At 65.6% G+C, this 20573-nt stretch carries 15 protein-coding genes; 10 read left to right on the top strand and 5 right to left on the bottom strand.

The features are described from left to right. Positions 1-2: 2 nt before the first annotated feature. Positions 3-938: a hypothetical protein gene (locus tag E3O06_RS03970; protein ID WP_134501710.1), complete on the bottom strand. Its 936-nt coding sequence runs from the start codon at positions 936-938 to the stop codon at positions 3-5. Between the two features lie 206 nt (positions 939-1144). Between E3O06_RS03970 and E3O06_RS03975 the strand changes: the two genes are divergently transcribed. From E3O06_RS03975 to E3O06_RS17430, 5 genes are all read left to right on the top strand, one after another. Further along, positions 1145-2506, top strand: coding sequence for an O-antigen ligase family protein (locus tag E3O06_RS03975; protein WP_134501711.1), 1362 nt, complete (start codon positions 1145-1147; stop codon positions 2504-2506). Continuing rightward, complete coding sequence (locus E3O06_RS03980) at positions 2503-3588, top strand: acyltransferase family protein (protein ID WP_134501712.1); 1086 nt, start codon at positions 2503-2505, stop codon at positions 3586-3588. The genes E3O06_RS03975 and E3O06_RS03980 overlap by 4 nt, the downstream gene beginning before the upstream one ends. Continuing rightward, positions 3585-4664: an acyltransferase family protein gene (locus E3O06_RS03985; RefSeq protein WP_134501713.1), complete on the top strand. Its 1080-nt coding sequence runs from the start codon at positions 3585-3587 to the stop codon at positions 4662-4664. The genes E3O06_RS03980 and E3O06_RS03985 overlap by 4 nt, the downstream gene beginning before the upstream one ends. Before the next feature lie 92 nt (positions 4665-4756). Then, positions 4757-5818, top strand: coding sequence for a right-handed parallel beta-helix repeat-containing protein (locus tag E3O06_RS03990; protein WP_134501714.1), 1062 nt, complete (start codon positions 4757-4759; stop codon positions 5816-5818). Positions 5819-6536: 718 nt separating this feature from the next. Next, positions 6537-7265, top strand: a complete 729-nt coding sequence (locus E3O06_RS17430) for a right-handed parallel beta-helix repeat-containing protein (RefSeq protein WP_166788093.1) — start codon at positions 6537-6539, stop codon at positions 7263-7265. Positions 7266-7386: 121 nt separating this feature from the next. Here the strand turns inward: E3O06_RS17430 and E3O06_RS04000 are convergent, their stop codons facing one another. Further along, positions 7387-7902: an FAD synthase family protein gene (locus E3O06_RS04000; RefSeq protein ID WP_134501716.1), complete on the bottom strand. Its 516-nt coding sequence runs from the start codon at positions 7900-7902 to the stop codon at positions 7387-7389. A gap of 274 nt (positions 7903-8176) precedes the next feature. Here E3O06_RS04000 and E3O06_RS04005 point away from each other — a divergent pair, with 274 nt between their 5' ends. After that, on the top strand, positions 8177-10018 hold the full coding sequence (locus E3O06_RS04005; RefSeq protein ID WP_134501717.1) for a WD40 repeat domain-containing protein: 1842 nt from the start codon (positions 8177-8179) through the stop codon (positions 10016-10018). A 96-nt stretch (positions 10019-10114) separates the two neighbouring features. Here E3O06_RS04005 and E3O06_RS04010 read toward each other — a convergent pair whose 3' ends face one another. Beyond that, positions 10115-11188, bottom strand: coding sequence for a glycosyltransferase family 4 protein (locus E3O06_RS04010; RefSeq protein WP_166788094.1), 1074 nt, complete (start codon positions 11186-11188; stop codon positions 10115-10117). A 223-nt stretch (positions 11189-11411) separates the two neighbouring features. Here E3O06_RS04010 and E3O06_RS04015 point away from each other — a divergent pair, with 223 nt between their 5' ends. From E3O06_RS04015 to E3O06_RS04030, 4 genes are all read left to right on the top strand, one after another. After that, positions 11412-12137, top strand: a complete 726-nt coding sequence (locus E3O06_RS04015) for a hypothetical protein (protein ID WP_134501719.1) — start codon at positions 11412-11414, stop codon at positions 12135-12137. 135 nt (positions 12138-12272) lie between these two features. Further along, entirely contained in the window at positions 12273-15860 is a 3588-nt protein-coding gene (locus E3O06_RS04020; RefSeq protein ID WP_198415776.1) for a PKD domain-containing protein, read from the top strand. A 74-nt stretch (positions 15861-15934) separates the two neighbouring features. Beyond that, a complete protein-coding gene (locus tag E3O06_RS04025) occupies positions 15935-16903 on the top strand; it encodes a glycosyltransferase family 2 protein (protein WP_134501720.1) in 969 nt (322 codons plus the stop codon). Continuing rightward, positions 16896-17975: a glycosyltransferase family 4 protein gene (locus E3O06_RS04030; protein ID WP_241979850.1), complete on the top strand. Its 1080-nt coding sequence runs from the start codon at positions 16896-16898 to the stop codon at positions 17973-17975. The genes E3O06_RS04025 and E3O06_RS04030 overlap by 8 nt, the downstream gene beginning before the upstream one ends. Positions 17976-18032: 57 nt before the next feature. On the opposite strand, the gene E3O06_RS04035 is transcribed toward E3O06_RS04030, so the two are convergent. Both E3O06_RS04035 and E3O06_RS04040 read right to left on the bottom strand, forming a co-directional pair. Beyond that, positions 18033-19031 carry a glycosyltransferase gene (locus tag E3O06_RS04035; RefSeq protein ID WP_134501721.1) on the bottom strand — a complete coding sequence of 333 codons (999 nt, stop codon included), beginning with the start codon at positions 19029-19031 and terminating at the stop codon, positions 18033-18035. Continuing rightward, entirely contained in the window at positions 19031-20497 is a 1467-nt protein-coding gene (locus E3O06_RS04040; RefSeq protein ID WP_134501722.1) for a tyrosine-protein kinase domain-containing protein, read from the bottom strand. Before E3O06_RS04040 ends, E3O06_RS04035 begins: the two co-directional genes overlap by 1 nt. Between the last annotated feature and the right edge of the window lie 76 nt (positions 20498-20573).

Raw genomic sequence — 20573 nt, forward strand, 5'->3', positions numbered from 1 at the left:
GCCTAAGCGCCATTGCCGCTCACGACCTGGCCCAGCGGTACCCCCGGCAGCGCGCCGGAATCGTGGGGGGCGTCGCGCAGCATCCGCTTTCGTTCCCGCTCGCCCACGCACGCTGCGAACTGCTCGTCGTTGCCGCCCTCGGTCACGTTCTGCCGATAGAGGGTGCCGCGTTGCGAACCAGGAATGGCCGGATATTCCGCCTGCCGCTCACCGACCTGGCGCGCGCGAATGCCGTGCCGCACGGCGACCGCGTAGACCCATAGATCGTCGGCCCGCGGAGCGACGCGCAGAAAAGCATCTCCCTCGGCGCGCAGGGCGTCAAGCAGCCCGAGTGGGTAGTAGATGCCGGAGACGCCGGTGCAGAGAGTTCGAAAACTCGCAGCGGTGCCGCGAGCGGCGACCCACCGGGCATAGGGCGCCACCCGATCGCCGTCGAAGGTGATCGTGTGGGCGCGCTGGCCGGTCACGTCGAGCGGATGCCGCGAGGCCGCCTCGAGCAGTTCGGCCAGCCACCTGCGTGGGTACAGCACGTCGTCGTCGGCGGCCACCAGGGGGAGCGTCGGCCCGGTCAGGGCATACGGATACTGCTTCTTGTGCGGCCCGAAGTCGGGGCAGGAACAAATCTCCAGACCCCGCCGCTGTAAGCGACGGAGCGTGGCCGGCGGGTGCGCCAGCGTGGCCGTGTCATCGAGCCACAGGATGAGGCGTCGGGGGCGGATTCGTCCGGCCGCGATGGTCTCGAGGGCGTAGAACACCAGGTCGATCCGATGGCCGAACGAGGTCAGGTTCACCACGACGGCGCCCGACCCGACTACCGGTCGGCGGCTGAGCCGGTTGCTCAGCCGCAGGGCGGCGAGCCGCAGTCGGATCGCTGCGCGCTGCGCGAGGGCGGCCGGGTCCCGGCGCAAGTCGGCGACGAGTCGATCGAATCTATACATGACCACAGGCTGCTTCCGGTCGCACGATGAATATCTCTCACGAAATCGCCACTATACAGGCCGCACCGCCCATGGTCGCGCCCCCCTCTCGGGGGGATGAAAATGCCTCAGTTTGGGGAGCGTTGCCCTTGTCGCTTCTGCTCGGGGCCGTCTATTGTTGTGCACGATGCGGCTGCGCAACAGGAGTCGATGCCCGAATCGTTCCTGTGCGGCCCGGTTGGTGGTGGCAATTGTCCTTCGAGGTGCGCTCCAACAACACCGCAGTGCACCCCGCTCCGGTGCCGCCCCCGCGTACCCGCGCCGGACGTTTCGTGGCACAGGCGCCGCCCATCGTCAACAAATTCATCGCCGTGGTCGTTCTGGTCATCGTGGCCATGCGCCTCGATATCGACCAGGGCGTGACGGTGGGCGCGGTGGCCTGTGTCGCGCTGTTTCCGGTGTGGTTCCCGGTGCTGCGCCAGTATTGGGGGGCCCGACTTTTCCTGCTCGCCGGAGTGATCGCGATCGGTTCCGGCATCTGGCTCACGGCGCTGTCGGCTCCCACGCACGACACGAGCCTCGGTCAGGCGTTCGGCCTGATCGCCGGTCTGGTCGGGCTGCTCTCCGGCGTCGGCTTCGTACTCTGGGCGCGCACGGTTCTGCCTGACTCCCAGATCGCGATCTGGTTCGGCGCTGGAATCCTGCTCGGTGTTTCGCCGACCAGCGAGCTGTACGCGGAGAACCCGTGGCGGTTCGGCTACTCCGTGGCCCTGACCATTCTGCTGCTCGGAATCACCCTGCAGCTGCGGCGCCGCTGGCTGGAACTAGCCGTCGCGCTGCTGCTGACCGTCGTCGCCACCGTGACGGATGCCCGCTCCACCTTCGCGTTCATGCTCCTGACGGTGCTGCTGGTCGCCTGGCAAATGCGCCCCACCCGGCCCACGCGTGGCAAATCCGCACTGCGTGCGTTGCTGGGACTTGGCGCCCTCGCCCTGATCGTCTTCAATGTGATCCAGGCTCTCATCCTCGACGGAGCCCTCGGGGAGGCGACCCAGCAGCGCACGCTCGCCCAACTCGAGGAGACCGGTTCCCTCATCCTCGGCGGACGTCCCGAACTCACCGCGACGATCGCCCTGATGCAGCATCAGCCGTGGGGGTTCGGCGTGGGCATCGCACCCAATCCCGAGGACATCCTCGCGGCCAAGACCGGGATGGCGTCGATCAATTACGACCCGAACAATGGATACGTTGAAAATTACATGTTCGGCGGGCACGTCGAGCTGCACTCCATCATCGGCGATTTCTGGGCGGGTTTCGGCCTTCCCGGGCTGCTGCTCGCCCTGATCATCCTCGTCCTCATTGTGCGCAGCATCGGCGTTCACGTCGCGGCCAATACCGCGAGCGCCGTGCTGCTCTACCTCGGGGTCAAGGCCGTGTGGTTCCTGTTCTTCGGACCGTTCTTCAGCTCCTCGGTGCTGCTCGTGCTCGTTCTCGGACTGCTCATCACCCGCAGGGTGCCGACCGAAACGGATGCCGCGCTCCTGCGCCCCACGCTCCCCGGCGCTACACCGGTTCGGTTCCGACAATGAGTGCCACCAGGCCTGCGATCGAACGAATCGGCTGGGTAGACACTGGGCGGGGAATCGCCATCCTGCTCGTCGCGCTGTTCCACTCGGCGAATTGGCTGCTCGGTGCCGGGTTCGACATACCCTACTGGCGAGAAATCAACGACGCCCTGTCGTCGATGCGTATGCCCTTGTTCTTCGTGCTGTCCGGACTGTTCGCTCCCAAGTGGCTGCTCAAGCCGTGGCGCGACCTGTGGACGGTCAAGGTGCGCCTGTACCTCTGGGTCTTCCTGCTCTGGGAGGTCGTCGGCTCGATCGTTTTCCTGCTCGGCCAGACCATGAAGGGCGAAGGTTTCGGCCTGCGTCAGGCCGTTCTGGGCCTCGTGGTGTCCCCGGTGCTGCCGCGGTTTGAACTCTGGTTCATCTGGGCGTTGTCGATCTTCTTCGTGGCGGCCAAACTCAGCCGGCGGGTAGATCCTCGGCTGCAACTCGCCATCTCCGGCGCCGTGTCGGTCGTGGCCCTCAGCGGACTCGAGACGGCCAACGTGGGCTGGTCCGGCTCGCTCAAGTACTACTTCTTTTTCCTCGCCGGCATCTACCTGCGAACCTGGATCATTCGCGTGGGCGAGGTCGACAACCGGCTGCTCATCGGTGCCGCCATGCTGGTGTGGATGGCCGTCACCGCCACCGTCACGCTGCTCGGCCTGCGCGACGTCTTCGGCCTGTATTTTCTGAACTGCCTGGTCGGTGTCGTCGGTGGCATCGCTTTCAGCCGTACCCTGCGCGGCGCGCACTGGTTCGGCGCGGTCTGGTTCGGCGCGGTCGGGCGCATCACCCTGCCAATTTACCTGGCGCACACGCCCATCGTCATCCTGATTTCCTTCGTCCTCTCCCTGCCGATCTTCTTTGCGGCGGTCGCCGTCATCGCGCCTGTTCTACCGCCTATCCTCGCGCTCACGGCCGTGCTGCTGGCCCTGGCACTCCACCGATTCGCCTCTCGCAGCGTTCTGCGTTATGCCTATGAGCCGCCGCCGTTCGTCACCGAGTTCGACCAGCGCCGCGGCCGCTCGGTTCGCCCCGTCCGGCCGGGTGAGGAACCGACATGACACGGACACCGGTGCCGACACCGGTGCCGACACCGGTGCCGACCCGTGAGGTCTGGATCGACGTCGCAAAGGGAATCGCGATCACCCTGGTCGTGCTCTATCACGCCATCATGTACCTCGACGAGGTCGGGTTAGCGGGCGCGCTCGCCCCGCTCAACCCGCTGTTCGACACGTTTCGCATGCCCCTGTTCTTCTTCATGTCGGGGATTCTGGCCGCGTCGGCCATCCGCTTGCCGTACTGGCGGTTGTTTCGCAAGCGGATGTCGCTGCTCCTGTATCTCTACATCGCCTGGGTCACCCTGCAGACGCTGTTTCTGCTCGCTCTGCCGCCGATCAGCCCGTCGGGAACGCCCAACGCCACCTGGGCCAGCCTCGTTACCCTGTTCGTGCGGCCCAGCTCCAACCTGTGGTTCATTTACGCCTTGCCGGTGTTTTTCACCCTGGCCTGGCTGCTGCGTCGGTGGCCGCCGCTGCTGCAGATCGCGCTCACCGCGGTCGTCGCGGTAATGTTCGGGGCCCAGCTGCTCCACACCGGCTCGCCCTGGGACAAAATGGGGAAGTACCTCGTGTTCTTCATCGCCGCGATCTATCTGGGGCCGATGGTACGTCGCCTCGTTCCCTTCGTGCGGTGGTGGCACGTTGCCCTGTTCTGCCTCGGCTACGCCGGCCTGGTCGTTGTCACCACGAAGTTGACACTCACCAGGGTTCCGTTCGTGCTGCTGGTGCTGAGCATATTCGCCGTCGTCGTCGGCATCACCGTTGCCGTGTTGCTCGCCCGTTTGCCGGCCTTCGATTTCGTGCGCTCGCTCGGCTCACGCACCCTGCCGATTTACCTCGTGCATACCCTTCCGATGACGGCACTCGCGGCCATTCTGGTCGCCTTCGACGTGCGGATTCCGCCCGCTATTGCGACCGTCCTGCCGCCACTGCTCTGCGCCGGTGCCATCATGCTCGCTCTGGCGCTGCACCGGCAGTTTCACGCGGTTCCGGGTGTCTTCACCGTGCCGGTCAAATCCTGGGCCAGCACCGCCCAGCGCGACGTGATCTCCCCGACACACACAGTTAATTTGACGTAAATTCATTTTTGGGTAACACTCAAATAACTATCGGTGACTCCCTGCGGTTGCCTCATTCGCATACCCGAACGTGCACCACCCGAAAAGATTTCATGACCGACCATATCTCACGTTCCCATCGCCGACCCCTCACCCTGACCCCGCCGCAGTCCCGTGGCGCTTCTCAACACGGTCCTGCCCTGCACCGTCTCGATCCGCCTCGTCCCGACCTCACCCGCCCAGATCTGCCCGGTGCCGTCCGTCTGGAGCGCAAGCGGGCCCGAACCACCGCGACCACACGAACCCCCACATTTGTGGCCGCCGCTACCCTTGCCCTCCTCATCCCGTTGGCCGGCCTGGCCGCTCCGGCCCAGGCCGCAACTGCCGGCATCGTTCGCAGTGCGACCGCGAGCGCCGGCACGACCGGAGTCCCCTCCGGTACGACCCTGAAGGTGCACAACGGCGACCTCAACATCACCAAGGCCGGTACCGTCATCAGCGGCCTGGACATTCGCGGCCTGGTCAAGATCAACGCGATCAACGTGACCATCAAAAACTCGATCATTCGCGGACGAAGCGTCAGCGCTCCCGCTGCGCTGGTCAACAACCTCGGTGGCCGCTCCGGTCTGAAGATCATCGACTCGGAGTTGTACCCGTCCAAGCCGTCCCCCGATATCAATGGCATCTACGGCTACAACTTCACGCTGACCCGCGTTGATATCCACGGCGTCATTGACGGTGTCCACGTGACCGGCAGCAACGTCACCATCGCGAATTCGTGGCTCCACGGCAACCTGCACTACACGAGCGACCCGAACCAGGGTGGAAAACCCAGCCATGATGATTCCATCCAGATCCAAAAGGGCAGCAACATCAAGGTGTACGGCAGCACGCTGAGCGGGTCCCATAACGCCGGGGTCCAGATCACCCAGGACACCGGTGATGTTTCGAACTTCTCCTTCACGAACAACTTCGCCGACGGCGGAGCGTGCACCATCAACGTGGCCCAGAAATCGTATGGTCCCATCTACGGCACCGTCATCACGGACAACAAGTTCGGCCGGAACACCCGGATTGCCAACTGCGCCGTTATCTCCCCCACCACGACCAAGATCAGCACGGCCCGCAACTACTACACACCTGACAGCAAGACGGTGTCAGTTCGCACCGGCTAGACCTCCCTGCCCCCGTGATTCGCGCGGTGCGCCTTGGACGGCGTGCCTCTGCGGCGCGACCCTCGGTGCCCCCGAATCGGGCTGGCACTTCGCGCTTCAGCGCGCGCTTCAAGGTATTCATAACCTTCCGTTTGACCCGCTCCTGGCGATACGGAATGCTGTACCCACGACCGGCGGCTCCCTTCAGCTGCCCCGCCCAACACGTCCCGAAACGTGTGCAGGACACGAAATTACGTACATGAAACTCAACCCGATTCAGACCGAAGGCTTATCCGCCCCCCAAAAAGCTCGGTCCCCGTTCCGTCGTGCGCGCACGACGGCAATCGCCGCTGTGGCGCTGGGACTTACCGGCGCATTCATTGGAATCGCTCCCGCCCAGGCCGCACAAGAGGCAGGGGAGAACTCCACGATCACGCCGTGGGGTGCAGAGCCCGCCGAGCCCCCCGTAGATGAAAGCACCCCGGGAACGGGCCTGACCCCGGCCCAATTGCGCTGGCTCCTGGCGCGGCTATTTCCGCCGGTGGCTCCCACACCGGAACCGATTGTGGCCCCCGCGCCTCGACCAGCGCCGGTACCGGCGCCTGCTCCCGTCCCGGCCCCGGCTCCCGCTCCGCTCCCCGCCCCGGTGCCGGTCCCAGCCCCCGTCCCCGTCCCCACGCCGCCCTCGACGGGAGGCACGCCGAACGCCGGCAATACTGGAGTGCCGGCCGGCACAACGTTGACGGTTCACAACGGTGACCTGACGATCACCCAAGCCGGAACCGTGATTGACGGCCTCGACATTCGTGGCATGGTCAAGATCCAAGCGCCCAATGTCACCATCAAGAACTCGATCGTGCGTGGGCGAGACCTCAGCGGTCCGATGGCCCTCATTGGCAATCTCGGCGGCTATGAAAATTTGCGCATCATTGACACCGAGCTGTTTCCCTCGAAACCGTCAGCCGACGTCCAAGGAATCTACGGCTATAACTTTGAGGCAACCCGCCTCAATATTCACGGTGTCATTGACGGTATTCACCTGACCGGCGGAAACGTCGCGATCACGGACTCGTGGGTGCATGACAATCTGCACTACGACCGAGACCCGAATCAGGGCGGAACGCCGAGCCACGATGATTCCATCCAGATTCAGGAAGGGGCAAACATTCGCATCGACGGCAATCGACTGACCGATGCGTGGAATGCCTCTGTGCAGGTCACCCAGGACCGTGGTGACGTGTCTAATCTCACCATCACGAACAACATCGCTGACGGTGGGGGATGCTCGATCAACCTTGCCGAGAAAGCGTACGGTCCCCTGCAAGGCGTGGTCATCAGCGACAACACCTTTGGCCGCAACACTCGGGTCGACGATTGCGCGGTGATAGCCCAGTCGTCGACGAAGGTGCAGATGGCGCGTAACTACTACACGCCCGACGACACCCTCGTGGTGGTGCACCCCGGGTAACCGGCCCGATCAGCACCAGTCCTGTTCAGTAAGTCAGCTCCATCACAAGGGCACAGGGGCGGATTCTCGTGCAGTGCACGAGAATCCGCCCCTCTCGTGGTGAAAGGACGAGCGGCAGGCTCTACGAGGTGCCCTCGATCGCCTGGGACTGCCAGCGGGAGGCGGCATCCGGTCGTGTCAGCGCGTTAAGCGCTCGGCGGAGCATCGTGCTCGAAGTGTTGACCGTGTACGGAAAATAGACGACGTCCACACCGACAGCGGCGAACTCACACTCGAGACGGGTGCCTCTCGGTGTGCCGCGCCAGTCGTCGCCCTTGAAGAACACGTCGAACCGCAGTTGGCGCCAGGTCTCCATTTTGTCTTCAACGACTTCGGCGACGGCCTCGTCGACGAAGGAGATGTGCCGCACGATCTCAAGGCGCTCGAACAGCGGGACCACGGGCGTGATGCCCTTCGTCAACTCGAGCATCTCATCGGAGACGACACCGGCAATCAAGTAATCGCACTGGCTCTTGGCGTGCTTGAGAATATTGAGGTGCCCCACGTGAAAGAGGTCAAACCCGCCGGCGGCGTACCCGATGCGGAGGGGGCTAACCCCGTCGGTGCCGGAATGGGAGACAGGCTGTTCTGTGGCCATCGGGTGCTCGGATTTCTCTCAGGCTGCCCCGCGAGCGCGGCAGAATTCGGGGAGGAGAGGGTAGGGGAGGTAATGAGGAATCCTAACGTCTATCCGGCGCCGTGACTAGGAGTGCAGGGAAGCGTGTTCGACTGCGGCCGAATCCATCGCGTCAACTTCGCCGCCACGGGTTGGGGGAAAATAGAATCTGAGTATAATTCCACAACTGCGGGGCTGTTCGAGGCCAGCGATCAAGAGATGAGGCCGTTATATGTTGTGGCGATTCCGTTCTCCCGTGACAGCCGTTGTTGCTGCGGCAGTACTTGCCGGTGCGATATTTACCGGGACGGGAGCGGCCCAGGCCGACACGTCGCCCCCCAGTTCTTCCACTCCCACGACCGTTGCAGCGGATGCCCTGCCCACAGCTCAAATCAACGGGGTGGTGTGGTCGCAAGTAATCGTTGGAAACACCGTCTACGTCGGGGGCGAATTCACGAGGGCTCGTCCGGCTGGGGCATCCGCCGGTACCAGCGAAGTGTCACGCAACAACCTCATGGCCTACAACCTGTCGACCGGGGTGATGACGTCGTTCAACCCCAGCCTGAACGGTGTCGTGCGGGCGATCACCGCGTCTCCCGACGGATCGCGGATCTACGTCGGTGGCGGTTTCAGCACCGTGGGCGGCGTCGCGCGCACTCGGCTCGCTGCGTTCAGCACGGTGACCGGGGCGCTTCTGCCCGACTGGAAGCCGACGGCGAACGGCACGGTGCGGGCCCTGGGGGCCTACGGAAGCACGGTGTACGCCGGCGGAAGCTTTACTTCGGTTAGCGGGCAGAGTCGCCAGAGGGCGGCCTCGTTCCACAGCTCCACCGGTGCGGTGGAAACCTGGAAGGGCACCATTCCCAACGGCGCCGTCAATGCGCTGACGATCTCACCGAACGGTGACCGCGTCGTCATCGGCGGTTCGTTCACTTCCTACAACGGTGGCACCACCCCCGGCTACGGGATGGCCGCCACGAACTCGAGCACCGGTGCCGCCATGACCTGGAACATCGGCAAGCTGATCAAGAACGCCGGTACAAACGGTGCAATCCTGTCGCTCACGTCTGATGTCGACGGCGTGTACGGTACCGGCTACGACTTCGGCTCCGGTGCCATGTTCGAGGGGACCTTCCGGGCGAGTTGGAGCAGCGGCAACACCGTCTGGATCGAAGACTGCCACGGCGACACCTATTCGGCAGTACCGGTCGGCAACGTCGTCTACACCACCGCCCACGCCCACTTCTGCGGCAATATCGGAGGGTTCCCGGAGACGAACCCGCGCAGTTATCACCGCACATTGACCTTCAGCAAGGCCGCCACCTGCACGATCGGTCGAAACGTGACCGGCGGCAGCTACTTCAACTTTGAAGGTCGGCCCTGCCCCACGCTGTTGGCGTTCTATCCAGACATCAACACGGGCACCTACACCGGTCAGGGTCAGGGGCCGTGGAACGTCGCAGCCAACTCCCAGTACGTGCTCTACGGGGGCGAGTTCACCATCGTGAACAACAAGCGGCAGCAGGGACTCACCCGCTTCGCCGTGTCGTCCATCGCGCCCGATAAGGAGGGTCCCAAGGCCACGGGCACCAGTTTTCAGCCCACGCTCAGTACCCCGAGCGCCAATTCCGTGAAGGTCACCTGGAAGTCCAATTACGACCGCGATAACGAGCAGCTCACCTACCAGGTATTGCGCAATGGTGTCGTCGTGCGCATGCAAACCGGGCTGTCGACTGACTGGAAGCGGCCAACCATCAGCTGGACCGACACCGGACGATCGGGAGGCACGACGTACACCTATCAGGTGCGGGCAACTGATCCGTTCGGTAATACGGTGACCGGTTCGTCGGCGAGCATTAGAGCGACCGGCGCGGCGAACAAGGAGGCTGCAGACGAGACCATTACGCCGAATGCCCCGGCAGAGGCCCCCGACGCACCGTTGACGCCGGATATTGTCCCGGTGCCGGAGACGGTGCCAGCCCCGGAGGTCGTGCCAGGCCCGGAGGTGGTGCCGGTGCCGGAGGTGAATCCGGATCCGGGCCTCAAGCCCTTGCCGGATGACGTGCCGGCGCCGATCCCTGAGGTGCCAGCCGCCTAGGTGGGGCGGCGCTCGCGCCGATCGGCCGTGCACTGCACAAATCTGAGGGAACCGCCCGTCAGCCGGGCGGTTCCCTCAGACTTGCTGACGCCTGTGCTAGCTGCGCGCGATGACCTGGGCGATGAGGGTGCGGCGGCGATCCTGGGAGAACAGCGGGTTTACCTGGGCTGGCTCTGGCAGGGGGGCGCGTGCCTTGAGCGCCACGGCCAGACGGACCAGGGCTGCCGTGATGTCGTGGTCGGGGTGATCGGTGCGGGGCACTCCGAGGCCTCCGACGACCGGAAGGACTTCTCCCGCGCCGCCGTCCGCGAAGCCGACCGACCGGACGCCGACCCGCCAGGCTTCGATCGGCACCAGGCCGAACGGTTCCGGTGTTGACGGAAAACACGCCACGGCATCAATCTCCTTGGCGATCGCCGCCACCGAGGCCGCTTCACCGCGGTACTCGATGCGGGGGTCGCTGCGCACCAGCGCCTGCACGGCCTGCAAGGCCTCGTCCTGACCGGGGTAGGGTGCGCCGAAGAGGAGAAGCCGCCACCCGGCTCCGGACAGCGCCGACGATTGGAAGGCCGTGGCGACCTCCAGGTGCCCCTTGTGTCCGTTGACCCGCCCGACGACGGCCAGCGTGAGCGGATCATGCACGGACCGGTCAGGCACCGCCTCGACAGCCCGGAACACCGGCGACGTCACCGTCAGTCGATCCCGGCCAACGCCCTGGTCGTGCAACCAGGCGGCTGTGGCTTCACTGCACGCGCACACCGGAAAGGCGCCGGAGGCCAGCAATGTTCGAACGAGAAGACCGCCGACACGGCCGAGCAAGAGCTCGTGCACGGAGACGTAGAACCGCCGGCGTCGCAGCCGCAGCACGGGAATATACGCGCTCAGGGCCAGCGTCCACAGCACCACGACGTCGGCACGGGCCACGTCGTGGCGCAGGGTGAGCGGGTGCAGCAGATCGGTCAACTTGCTGCGCCGCAACACCACCAAGGACGGATCAATGACGACCGACACCGCGGCACCGAATGGGGCCAGGTCGGTGGCCAACGGGCCGGCGTGAGGAACCACGACCAGCACCTCGTGCCCGAGGCTCACCAGACACTCCACTTCCTGACAGAGCACCTTGGAGGCGCCGTAGGCATCATTACTGCCGTGCAGAATGGCAATCTTCATGTCTCGGGCCTCGTTGGTCTCATGGTCGTTGAATGCCGGGCGGTTTCGGTTTTCCACACACTGTACAGGGTGAGCGGATGCCCCCATACGGGGTTCACCTGCCCCCTAGGAATGAGGGTGAACTCCGTGTATTAATGGCTGCACCACTTTTAGAGCTGCGCCATTTTTCCTGAACCACGAACCTGCCCCGATCGCGACCAGCCGAGCAACCTGGAGTTCCAACATGTCAGTGCGCCACCCCGCCCCGGACAACACCGGCCCAGCCTCGGGCCCGGGGTCGACCACTCGGCGGCGCGTCTGGTGGATCATCGCATCCGCTGCACTCGCCGTGCTCGTTGTCGTTCTCGTCGTTGCCGGGGTCGCGTCCTCCAACGGGACCGCCCCGGACGCGGCGGGAATCAGTGCGAGTTCCACGCCGAGCCCGCGGGCAACCGCGACGATGCCCTCGACGCCGAGCGCGGTGCCCTCGCCTCCTCCGACCGCCATTACGCCCCCGACTGAGGCTGCTCCGGCGCCGACCGAAGCCGCGGGGGAACTGGTTCCGCCCGCCGCGCAGGCTCCAGTGCCGCTCACCGAACCCGCCGCGGCCGTGCCCGGCGTGGTTTTCGGCGTCGGTGCGGTCGAAGCGGTCCACGGGGTTGCACGCGGACCAGGCGAGGTGGGTGGACCATCCCTGCGCTTCACCGTGACGGTGCGCAACGAAACGTCCGACACCGTTTCTCTGGCGTCGACGGTCGTCAACCTGTTTTTTGGCCCCGACCAGAGCCCCGCCACCGAGCTGACGTCTTCGGGCGGTGCGCCGTTCCCCGCATCGGTAGCGCCGGGCGCTACCCAGCAGGGAGTCTTCGTTTTCGCCGTGCCGTCTGACCAGCGCGACCAGGTGCGCATCGCCGTGGATTACTCGGTCGGTGTGCCGATCGTGCTGTTCGAGGGCGCTGCACCGCGCTGACCCGGGCCAGCCGAAAGCGGCCAGGACGTTGTGCCCCGGATAGGGGGCATCCATCAGTGAAAGATTCTCACTATACTCCGATGAATGCGGTGGCTACCCGACGCCCCTGCGCCTCGTTTCGAGTAAGGAATCTTCGTGCGACTTCTCCCTGCGTCTCGCCTGCACGTCACCCCACCCACGGTCCCGTTGTTTGAGCCGACCCGATCGCGTGCTGATCGGCCGCTGCGTGCAGGCTGGCTCAGCCTGCTGACCATCGTGGCCGTACTCGCCGGGGTTCTGACGGCACCGTTCGCCGCGCAGGCTGACACGGCTCCAGTGGATGCCGGCACTCCCGTGACCTTCGCGGCTGACGCGCTGCCCACGGCCCAGATCAATGGCGTCGTCTGGTCCCAGGTCATCGTGGGCAACACCGTCTACGCCGGCGGCGAGTTCACCAGGGCCAGGCCGGCCGGCTCGGCCGCGGGAGTCAACGAGGTTGTGCGCAACAACCTGCTCGCTTACAACCTGACAACCGGTGTGCTGGTCGCGAGCTTCAATCCTGACCTCAACGGTGCCGTTCGGTCGCTCGTGGCTTCCGCTGACGGTACCCGGCTGTATGCCGGAGGCTTCTTCACCACCGTCGGCGGGGTGGCCCGATACCGCCTGGCCGCGTTCGACACCGCTAATGGGTCGCTTGTTTCCTCCTGGGCGCCAACCGTGAACGCCTCGGTGAAAGCACTGGCCATCTTCGCTGACACCGTCTACGTGGGCGGTGTGTTCACCTCGGCGAGCGGGGCTGCCCGCAATCAAATGGCCGCGTTCGCCGCCTCCAACGGTGCCATTCGCGACTGGACCGGCACCCCGGCCGGCGGGTCGGTCAACGCATTGGCGGTCTCGCCGGACGGTGGGAAGGTCCTCATCGGTGGCTCGTTCACCTCCTATAACGGTAGCGACGCTCCCGGCTATGGAATGGCGGCGACGGACTCGGTCACCGGTGCGTCGCTGCCCTGGGCCGTGAACACTGTGGTTCGAAATGGTGGCATCAACGGGGGCATCACCAGCTTGAGCTCCTCGGCCGACGGTGCATTCGGCACCGGCTACGACTATGGCAGCGGGGCGAACTTCGAGGGCACTTTCCGAGCCAACTGGAGCGATGGTTCGCTCATCTGGCTGGAAGACTGCCACGGAGACACCTACTCCGTCGTTCCGATCGCCGGCGCCGTCTACACGACGGGTCACCCGCACTACTGCGGCAATCTTGGCAACCTCGGCGGCCCGGTCGAGACCAGCCCACGTTCCTACCACCGCACCCTGACGTTCTCGATGGCGGCCACGAGCACGCTCACCCCGAATGCGGTCGGCGGCTACGCCAGCTTCACGGGAAAGCCGAGCCCGAGTCTGTTGACGTTCTATCCGGAGATCAATTCCGGAAAGTTCACCGGCCAGGGCCAGGGGCCGTGGAACGTCGCGGCCAACAGCCAGTATCTGCTCTACGGCGGCGAGTTCACCAACGTCAACAACAAGGGCCAGCAAGGCCTGGTGCGCTTCGCGAACAAGGCGATCGCCCCCAATAAAGAAGGCCCGCGCGTGGCGAACGCGGCCTTCGCCGCATCCGCTTTCGTGCCCACCGTCGACTCGTTGTCGGCCGGCACCGCCCGCATCGGCTGGAAGGCAGCCTTCGACCGGGACAACGAACAGCTCACTTACGAGGTGCTGCGCGATGGTGTCTCCGTGGGCACGGTGAAGGGCCTCTCGACCGACTTTTTTCGACCGGCCATGGGTTTCACCGACAGCGGACTGACGCCGGGCCAGACCTATGCCTACCGCGTACGGGTGCAGGACTCCTTCGGCAATGTCAAAACCGGCAATCCCACCAGCGTGACCGTCTCCGGTTCCGGCGAGTACAACGCCTATGCCAGGACCGTACAGAGCGACTCACCCTCGTCGTACTGGCCGCTCGGCGAAGCCACCGGCACGACAGCCTATGACTGGGCTGCCGCATCCAACGAAACCACCGGAACCGGAGTCACGCGAGACGTCGCCGGCGCGCTCGCCGGTGATTCGGGAACGGCCTCGCGATTCAGCGGCACTTCCGCCGGAACCGCCGCCTCATCAGCCTTTGAAACCCCGCGGGGCGCCTTCACCGTCGAAGCCTGGGTGAAGACCACCACGACCCGTGGCGGAAAGATCATCGGACTGGGAAGCGCGGCGAGCGGTGCCTCCACGGCCTACGACCGCCAGATCTACATGGACAACGCCGGCCGCCTCTGGTTCGGTGTGAAGCCCGGAATTCTCCGCACCGTGAACACGACCGCGTCGTACAACAACGGCCAGTGGCACCATATCGTGGCGTCGGTCGGCGCTGCAGGCATGTCGCTGTATGTCGATGGTGCGCTCGTGGCCCAGCGCACCGACACGACGTCGGCGGCACCGATCCAGGGCTACTGGCGCATCGGGGGCGATAATCTCAGCGGGTGGACCAGCCGACCGGCGAGTGATTACATTGCCGCCGACATCGACGAGGTAGCCGTCTACAACACGGCACTCAGCCCCAGCGCCATCGCCCGGCACAATTCGGTCGGCCGATCCGGGCCCCCGGCCAACGTGGCGCCGACGGCCTCGTTCAGCAGTGCGATCGCCAATCGTGACCTGAGCGTTGACGCCAGCGGATCCACCGATTCCGACGGCACCATCACGAGTTATGCCTGGAACTTCGGCGATGACAGCACCGCGACCGGGGCCACCGCAACACACTCCTACGCGGCAGCCGGCAGCTACCCGGTCACCCTCACGGTCACCGACAACTCGGGAGCCAGTACGGTCACAACCCGAACGGTCCAGGCTTCCGACCCGGCAGCCAACGTCGCGCCGACGGCAGCGTTCAGCTACCAGACCCCACCGCTCGCACTAACGACGGATGCCACCGCCTCCGCCGACAGCGACGGCACCGTCACCGGGTACAGCTGGGACTTCGGCGACGGGAGCACCGGCACCGGCGTGACCGCCACCCACAACTACGCGACCGCCGGCAGCTACGACGTGACCCTCACGGTGACCGACAACTCCGCCGCGACCGGGCAGATCATGCAAACGGTCGTGGTTCCGGACGTGGATCCGAACACCCCGCTCGCTACCGACGCGTTCACCCGCACGGTGGCGACCGGGCTGGGCACCGCCGACACCGGGGGAGCCTGGACCACCACCGGGACGGCATCGAACTATTCAGTGAGCGGCGGTGTCGGCCGACTCAAGGCCTCGGCCGGCGCCACCGTCAACGCCTATCTCTCCGGCGTCTCCCTGATCGACACCGACATGCTCGCCACCACGACCCTTCAACAGGATGCGACCGGATCAGGTGCGTACACCTCGCTGATCGGTCGCCGGGTCGGCACCGACGACTACCGGGTACGCATGAAGAATTTGTCGACCGGTGTGGTGCAGCTGCAGCTCATGCGCGGTGCCACGAGCCTGAAAGCGCAGAATATCGCCGGCCTGACCTATACAACCGGCAGCGCGATGCAACTCCGCCTGCAGGTCACCGGGTCGGCACCGACCACCATTCGCGCCAAGATCTGGGCCCTCGGCACTCCGGAACCGGCGGCGTGGCAGACGACGGCGACGGACTCCACCGCCGCCCTGCAGACAGCCGGTGCCGTCGGCCTGGCGTTCTATCTGGGGTCGACCGCCACTGTGACACCCGTCACCGCCACCTTTGACGATCTGATCGTGAAGCGAGCCAATTGATCCTGGCCTCAGCCACGAGCCGATCCCTTCCTTCCCGCACCTGCACCGTCCGCACCGCTACAGAGGGGCTGGTCATGTCCAACCGAGCCACAAGTGACCCGCGCGTTGTGATTGCCGTGCTGACCTTTCGTCGCCCGGCCGACCTCGAGGAGCTCCTGCCCGAGCTGCTCGACCAGGCTGGCATGGTGCACGCGCCGGTCGAGATCGTCGTCGTCGATAATGATCCCGACGCCGGAGCGCGTGCCCTGGTGACCGAAACCAGCTGGTCGGAGGCGGGGCAACCGGCGTCCAGCCGACAGACCCCCGTGCGCTACGTGCACGAACCGACCCCGGGCATCGCTTCGGCGCGAAACCGTGCCCTGCAAGAAGGCCAGGGCGCCGACCTGCTCATCTTCATCGACGACGACGAACGGCCCAGCAATCACTGGCTGGTGCAACTGCTCGACACCTACTCCACGTACCGACCCGCGGCCGTCGTCGGGCCGGTGCTCTCGCAATACGACATCGAACCCGAGCAGTGGATTCGGGCCGGCGGCTTCTTCGAGCGCCGCCGGTTCACCACCGGGACGCCCGTGTCCCTCGCCGCCACGAACAATCTGCTGCTCGACCTCGCCCAGGTTCGCCGCCTAGAACTCAGCTTTGACGAACGATTCGGGCTCTCCGGCGGGTCGGACTCGCTGTTCACCCGGCAGCTGCACCAGCGCGGCGGGCAGATGATCTGGTGCGATGAAGCCATCGTCATCGATATTGTGCCGGCGGACCGCCTCACCAGAGAATGGGTGCTGCAACGGGCGTTTCGCATGGGTAACACCTGGAGCCGGATCAACCTCGACGAGACCGAGAACGGCAAACGCGTTCTGGTGCGCATGAACCTGCAGGCGCGCGGCGCCGCACGGGTCTGCGGCGGGATCATGCGCTACCTCGCCGGATCGCTCGTCGGGCAGGTGCCGTTGCGTGCCCGCGGCCTGCGCACCGCAGCCCGCGGCGCTGGGATGCTGGCCGGTTCGGTGGGCTCGGTGTACCACGAGTACAAGCGTGGATAGCAGGCGCATTCCCACCGATCGGGCGCGGCTCTACCGCACGCTGCGCAGCGCCCACCTCGAACGAGCGCATGAGCTGCCGCCGGCGGCCATTCTGTTCCGTATTAAGAGGTATGACTTTCACGAAGAGCTCACCAGGGGGCTCGTCGTCGTGCAGGCTCACCCGGTGCGCGCTGCGTGGTTGTTGGCCCGTTCCCCGGTCACGACCCTCGAAATAGGCGAACCACTCATGCTCTCCAGCGTGTGGGCCAGCGCGCTGGCGATCGGCGCACTTCGATTGCGGACGCTGCTCGGTGGTCGCCGATCGACCATAGTGAGCTACGCCCTGGAGAACGCCGACCCGTTCGAACGCCCACTCCGTGCACGCCCGCGACTACGCCGCGGCATCAACGGTGTGGCGGCCCGTTTCGTCTGGCAGCAGACCGACCGTGTCGTCTTCGGAACGGATGCTGCCCGTGTCACCTACCGTAAGGCCCTGCCCGAACCCGCCCGGGATTTCGTCTCAGCCGTTATCCCGGCGCTGCCGGCACCGTGCCCCTGCACCGCTCCTGAAGGCTTGGATGCGCACCGGGTGGTCTTTCTTGGGGCGTTCGTGCCGCGCAAGGGGCTGCCGAACATTTTGGCGGCCTGGCCGCTGGTGACCGCAGTGCTGCCCCAGGCCCGGCTCACCCTCATCGGCAAGGGTGCGCTGGAGAACCAAGCGCGGCAGGCCGCAGCCCTGGACCCGACCATCGACCTGGTTGTCGACCCGCCGCGCAGTGAAATTCACCGGCAGCTACGACGCGCCCGTGTGCTGGCCCTGCCCAGCCAGCCGACCCCCACGTGGCGCGAACAGGTCGGATTGCCGATCGTCGAGGGCCTCGCGCACGGCTGCGCGATTGTGACCACGACCGAAACCGGACTTGCGACCTGGCTCGAGGAGCACGGTCACGACCTGGTTCTTCCTGGCTGCACTGAGCAGCAGCTAGCGGATGCCGTGGTACACGCTCTGCAGGCCCCCCGCCCTCCGGCCGACGATCTGCCGCCCATCGACGGGCGGCTCGCCGCCGACGCCTGGCTGTTCGCTGGCGCCTGAGCTCGGTAGGTCCCAACGACGACCGCCCAACGCTGACGAGTGCCGCACCGTGCGCGGTCAGCGCGATCGAACGGCCTGCACGGCTCGGCCATACGCTTCGACGTGGTCGGAGGCGCCGACAGCCCACCGGCGGTCAGTGAGATCGGGGGTGAGCCTGCTGCGCGGCCGCCGGGTCTGCGCGAGTGCGTCGGCCAAAATCTGGGCCGAAAGTGGCCCGTCATAGGTGAGTACCCAATCGCGACCGACCTCGTCGGCTAGGGCCGTCGTTACCGCGTTCGCCGGCACCAATACCGGACGGTCAAGCGAGAGGGCCAGGAGGGCTGCGCCCGAATTGTGCATCTCGGAATACGGCAACACAACCAGTTCGGCATCGCTGATGGCGTCGGCCAGCTCGGCATCGCTCGCGTGGCGCAGTACGAATTCGATGCGGCGGTCACCGGCCGCCGCACGTTGCAGCCGTTGAGCAAGCTCGCTCGATTGGGGAGCCCCCACGATGCGCAGCGACGATGCGGTACCGTCGTTGAACTCGCGGTAAGAATCGACGAGGCCGTCGACCCCCTTATAGGCACGGATGAGCCCGAAGTACAGCAGTCGGCCCGGCACTAGCGCCCCGGACGTGTGATTCGAGTACCAGTCCCGGTAATCGCCGTGCGGGATGGTGCGCTCGAGCGCGCCCGGTGGCACCGGGGTGAACGGGTTGAGCCGAATCCACAGTGTGGTGCGTTGATCGAACGCTTGCAGCAACCGTTGATCACGCCGCGGCGCGGCTTCGTGGCTGCGCACGTTGTGCAGCGTACGCACCACCGCGGTGCGCCGCCGCCGCAGCCGCGCCAGGAGCAGGCGGAACAGCATCCGTCTGGCGAGCGCCCGCCCTGGTGTGCGCCCCTGCAACAGAATCTCGGGCCAGTGCACGTGGAACACGTCGTACCGGCTGGTGAGCGCTCGGCGCCAGGTGAAGCCGAACACCTCGACGTTCGGGGTGAGCGACCGGCTCAACTGCAGCAGGTAAGGATTCGTCGTGGCACGACCCTCCGGAAACGACTGGAGGACCCGCACTACGACGACCGCGTCGATTCCGGCGAGCGGGAACTGCGGCGACCGGTCTCATCAAAGGTGGTGCGCGGCGCCCGGGTTGCCGTGACCCGGTTGGTCGTTCCCGGTGTGAGCGGGGCGGCACCGGTCACCGGAGCGAGCGGTCCGTAATACACCTCGGCTCGGCGTTCCCGCACCTGGTTGAGCACGATGCCCAGGATGCGGGCGTTGACCGCTTCGAGCGACTCCAGGGTGGTGGTCAGTTGTTGACGGGTGGTCGACTTGTAGCGGGCGACGACGATAGCACCGTCGGTGAGGTGCGACAGTCCGAGGGCATCGGTAGCCGGCAACAGCGGCGGGGAATCAACGACGATGAAGTCGTAGTCCTGCAGCAGGCGCTGCATGAGGGTCTTCATCGCGTCCGAACCGAGCAGCTGCCCGGGGTTGGGCGGCACGGCACCGGACGGCAGCACGTCGAGCCCGTCCGACCAGCGCACAATAGCATCGTCGGGATCGACGTCTCCGAGCAGCACGGTGGTGAGACCCACGTCGCCTTCGAGGTCGCACAGCTCGGCGATCGATGGGCGCCGCAGGTCGGCATCGATCAGGAGTACTCGGGAGGACCGTTCCGCCATGGCGAGGGCGAGGTTGATCGCGGTCGTCGATTTACCGTCGCGGGTGACCGCCGACGTGACCACGGCGCTGCGCGGAGGGCTGTCAACGTCGATGAATTCCAGGTTGGCCCGCACTCGGCGATACGACTCGGCCATCGCGCTGTGCGGCATGACCCGCATGACCAGGCCGGCCGGATCGGTGCGCTTCTTACGACCGACCTTGCCGAGCAGGGGATCAGAGGACACGCGATCGAGATCCTTCTCCGTGCTCACCCGAGTGTCGAACACCTCGCGGGCGAGAGCGTAGAGCACGCCGAGAGCGAGCCCCAGCAACAACCCGGTGAGAACGATGAGCTGCGTGTTGGGTGCAAACGGGCTGCCGGGGAGCTGCGCGGGAGACACCGTCTTGACGGTGATTGACGGCAGGTTGTCCGGCCCCTTGGGCGCCAGGTTTTCCACCGCCGTCGCGAGCGAATCGGAGACGGCGTCAGCGAGGTCGACGGCCTGCGCCGCCGATCGACTGGTGACGGTGATGTTGATGAACACCGTGTTGAGGGGGGTGACCGCGGACACGCGGGACGCGAGGGCCTGGGTGGAGATGTCCAATCCGAGCTGGTTGATCACCGGGCCCAGCACCGTCGGCGTCGTGGCGAGTTGGGCATAAGACTCCACCAGGTTCTGCGTGAACGTCGATGTTTGCAGAAGCTCACTGGTGGTTTCACCCCGGTCGCTCGTGACGAAGACGCTGTTCGTGGCCTGGTATTGAGCGGGGAGGCTGGCCGCGTAGCCCCACGCTACAGCGCCGCCGAGGAGGCCCACGATGATGATGAGCAGCCACCGTCTTGTGATGGTCCTCAGGTAGTCGATTGGTTCCACAGCATTCTCCGTCCGGTTGCGCCTACACTACAATCAAGCTGACCAAAACTCACCTCGGAACCCAAGAGGGAGTATC

It is taken from the genome of Cryobacterium glaciale, assembly GCF_004402535.1.
Classification (GTDB): domain Bacteria; phylum Actinomycetota; class Actinomycetes; order Actinomycetales; family Microbacteriaceae; genus Cryobacterium; species Cryobacterium glaciale.

Bases quoted from the DNA above. Each gene is read 5' to 3' on its own strand.
- E3O06_RS03970 (WP_134501710.1), bottom strand. From the start codon at position 938: ATGTATAGATTCGATCGACTCGTCGCCGACTTGCGCCGGGACCCGGCC.
- E3O06_RS03980 (WP_134501712.1), top strand. From the start codon at position 2,503: ATGAGTGCCACCAGGCCTGCGATCGAACGAATCGGCTGGGTAGACACT.
- E3O06_RS03985 (WP_134501713.1), top strand. From the start codon at position 3,585: ATGACACGGACACCGGTGCCGACACCGGTGCCGACACCGGTGCCGACC.
- E3O06_RS03990 (WP_134501714.1), top strand. From the start codon at position 4,757: ATGACCGACCATATCTCACGTTCCCATCGCCGACCCCTCACCCTGACC.
- E3O06_RS04000 (WP_134501716.1), bottom strand. From the start codon at position 7,902: ATGGCCACAGAACAGCCTGTCTCCCATTCCGGCACCGACGGGGTTAGC.
- E3O06_RS04010 (WP_166788094.1), bottom strand. From the start codon at position 11,188: ATGAAGATTGCCATTCTGCACGGCAGTAATGATGCCTACGGCGCCTCC.
- E3O06_RS04015 (WP_134501719.1), top strand. From the start codon at position 11,412: ATGTCAGTGCGCCACCCCGCCCCGGACAACACCGGCCCAGCCTCGGGC.
- E3O06_RS04025 (WP_134501720.1), top strand. From the start codon at position 15,935: ATGTCCAACCGAGCCACAAGTGACCCGCGCGTTGTGATTGCCGTGCTG.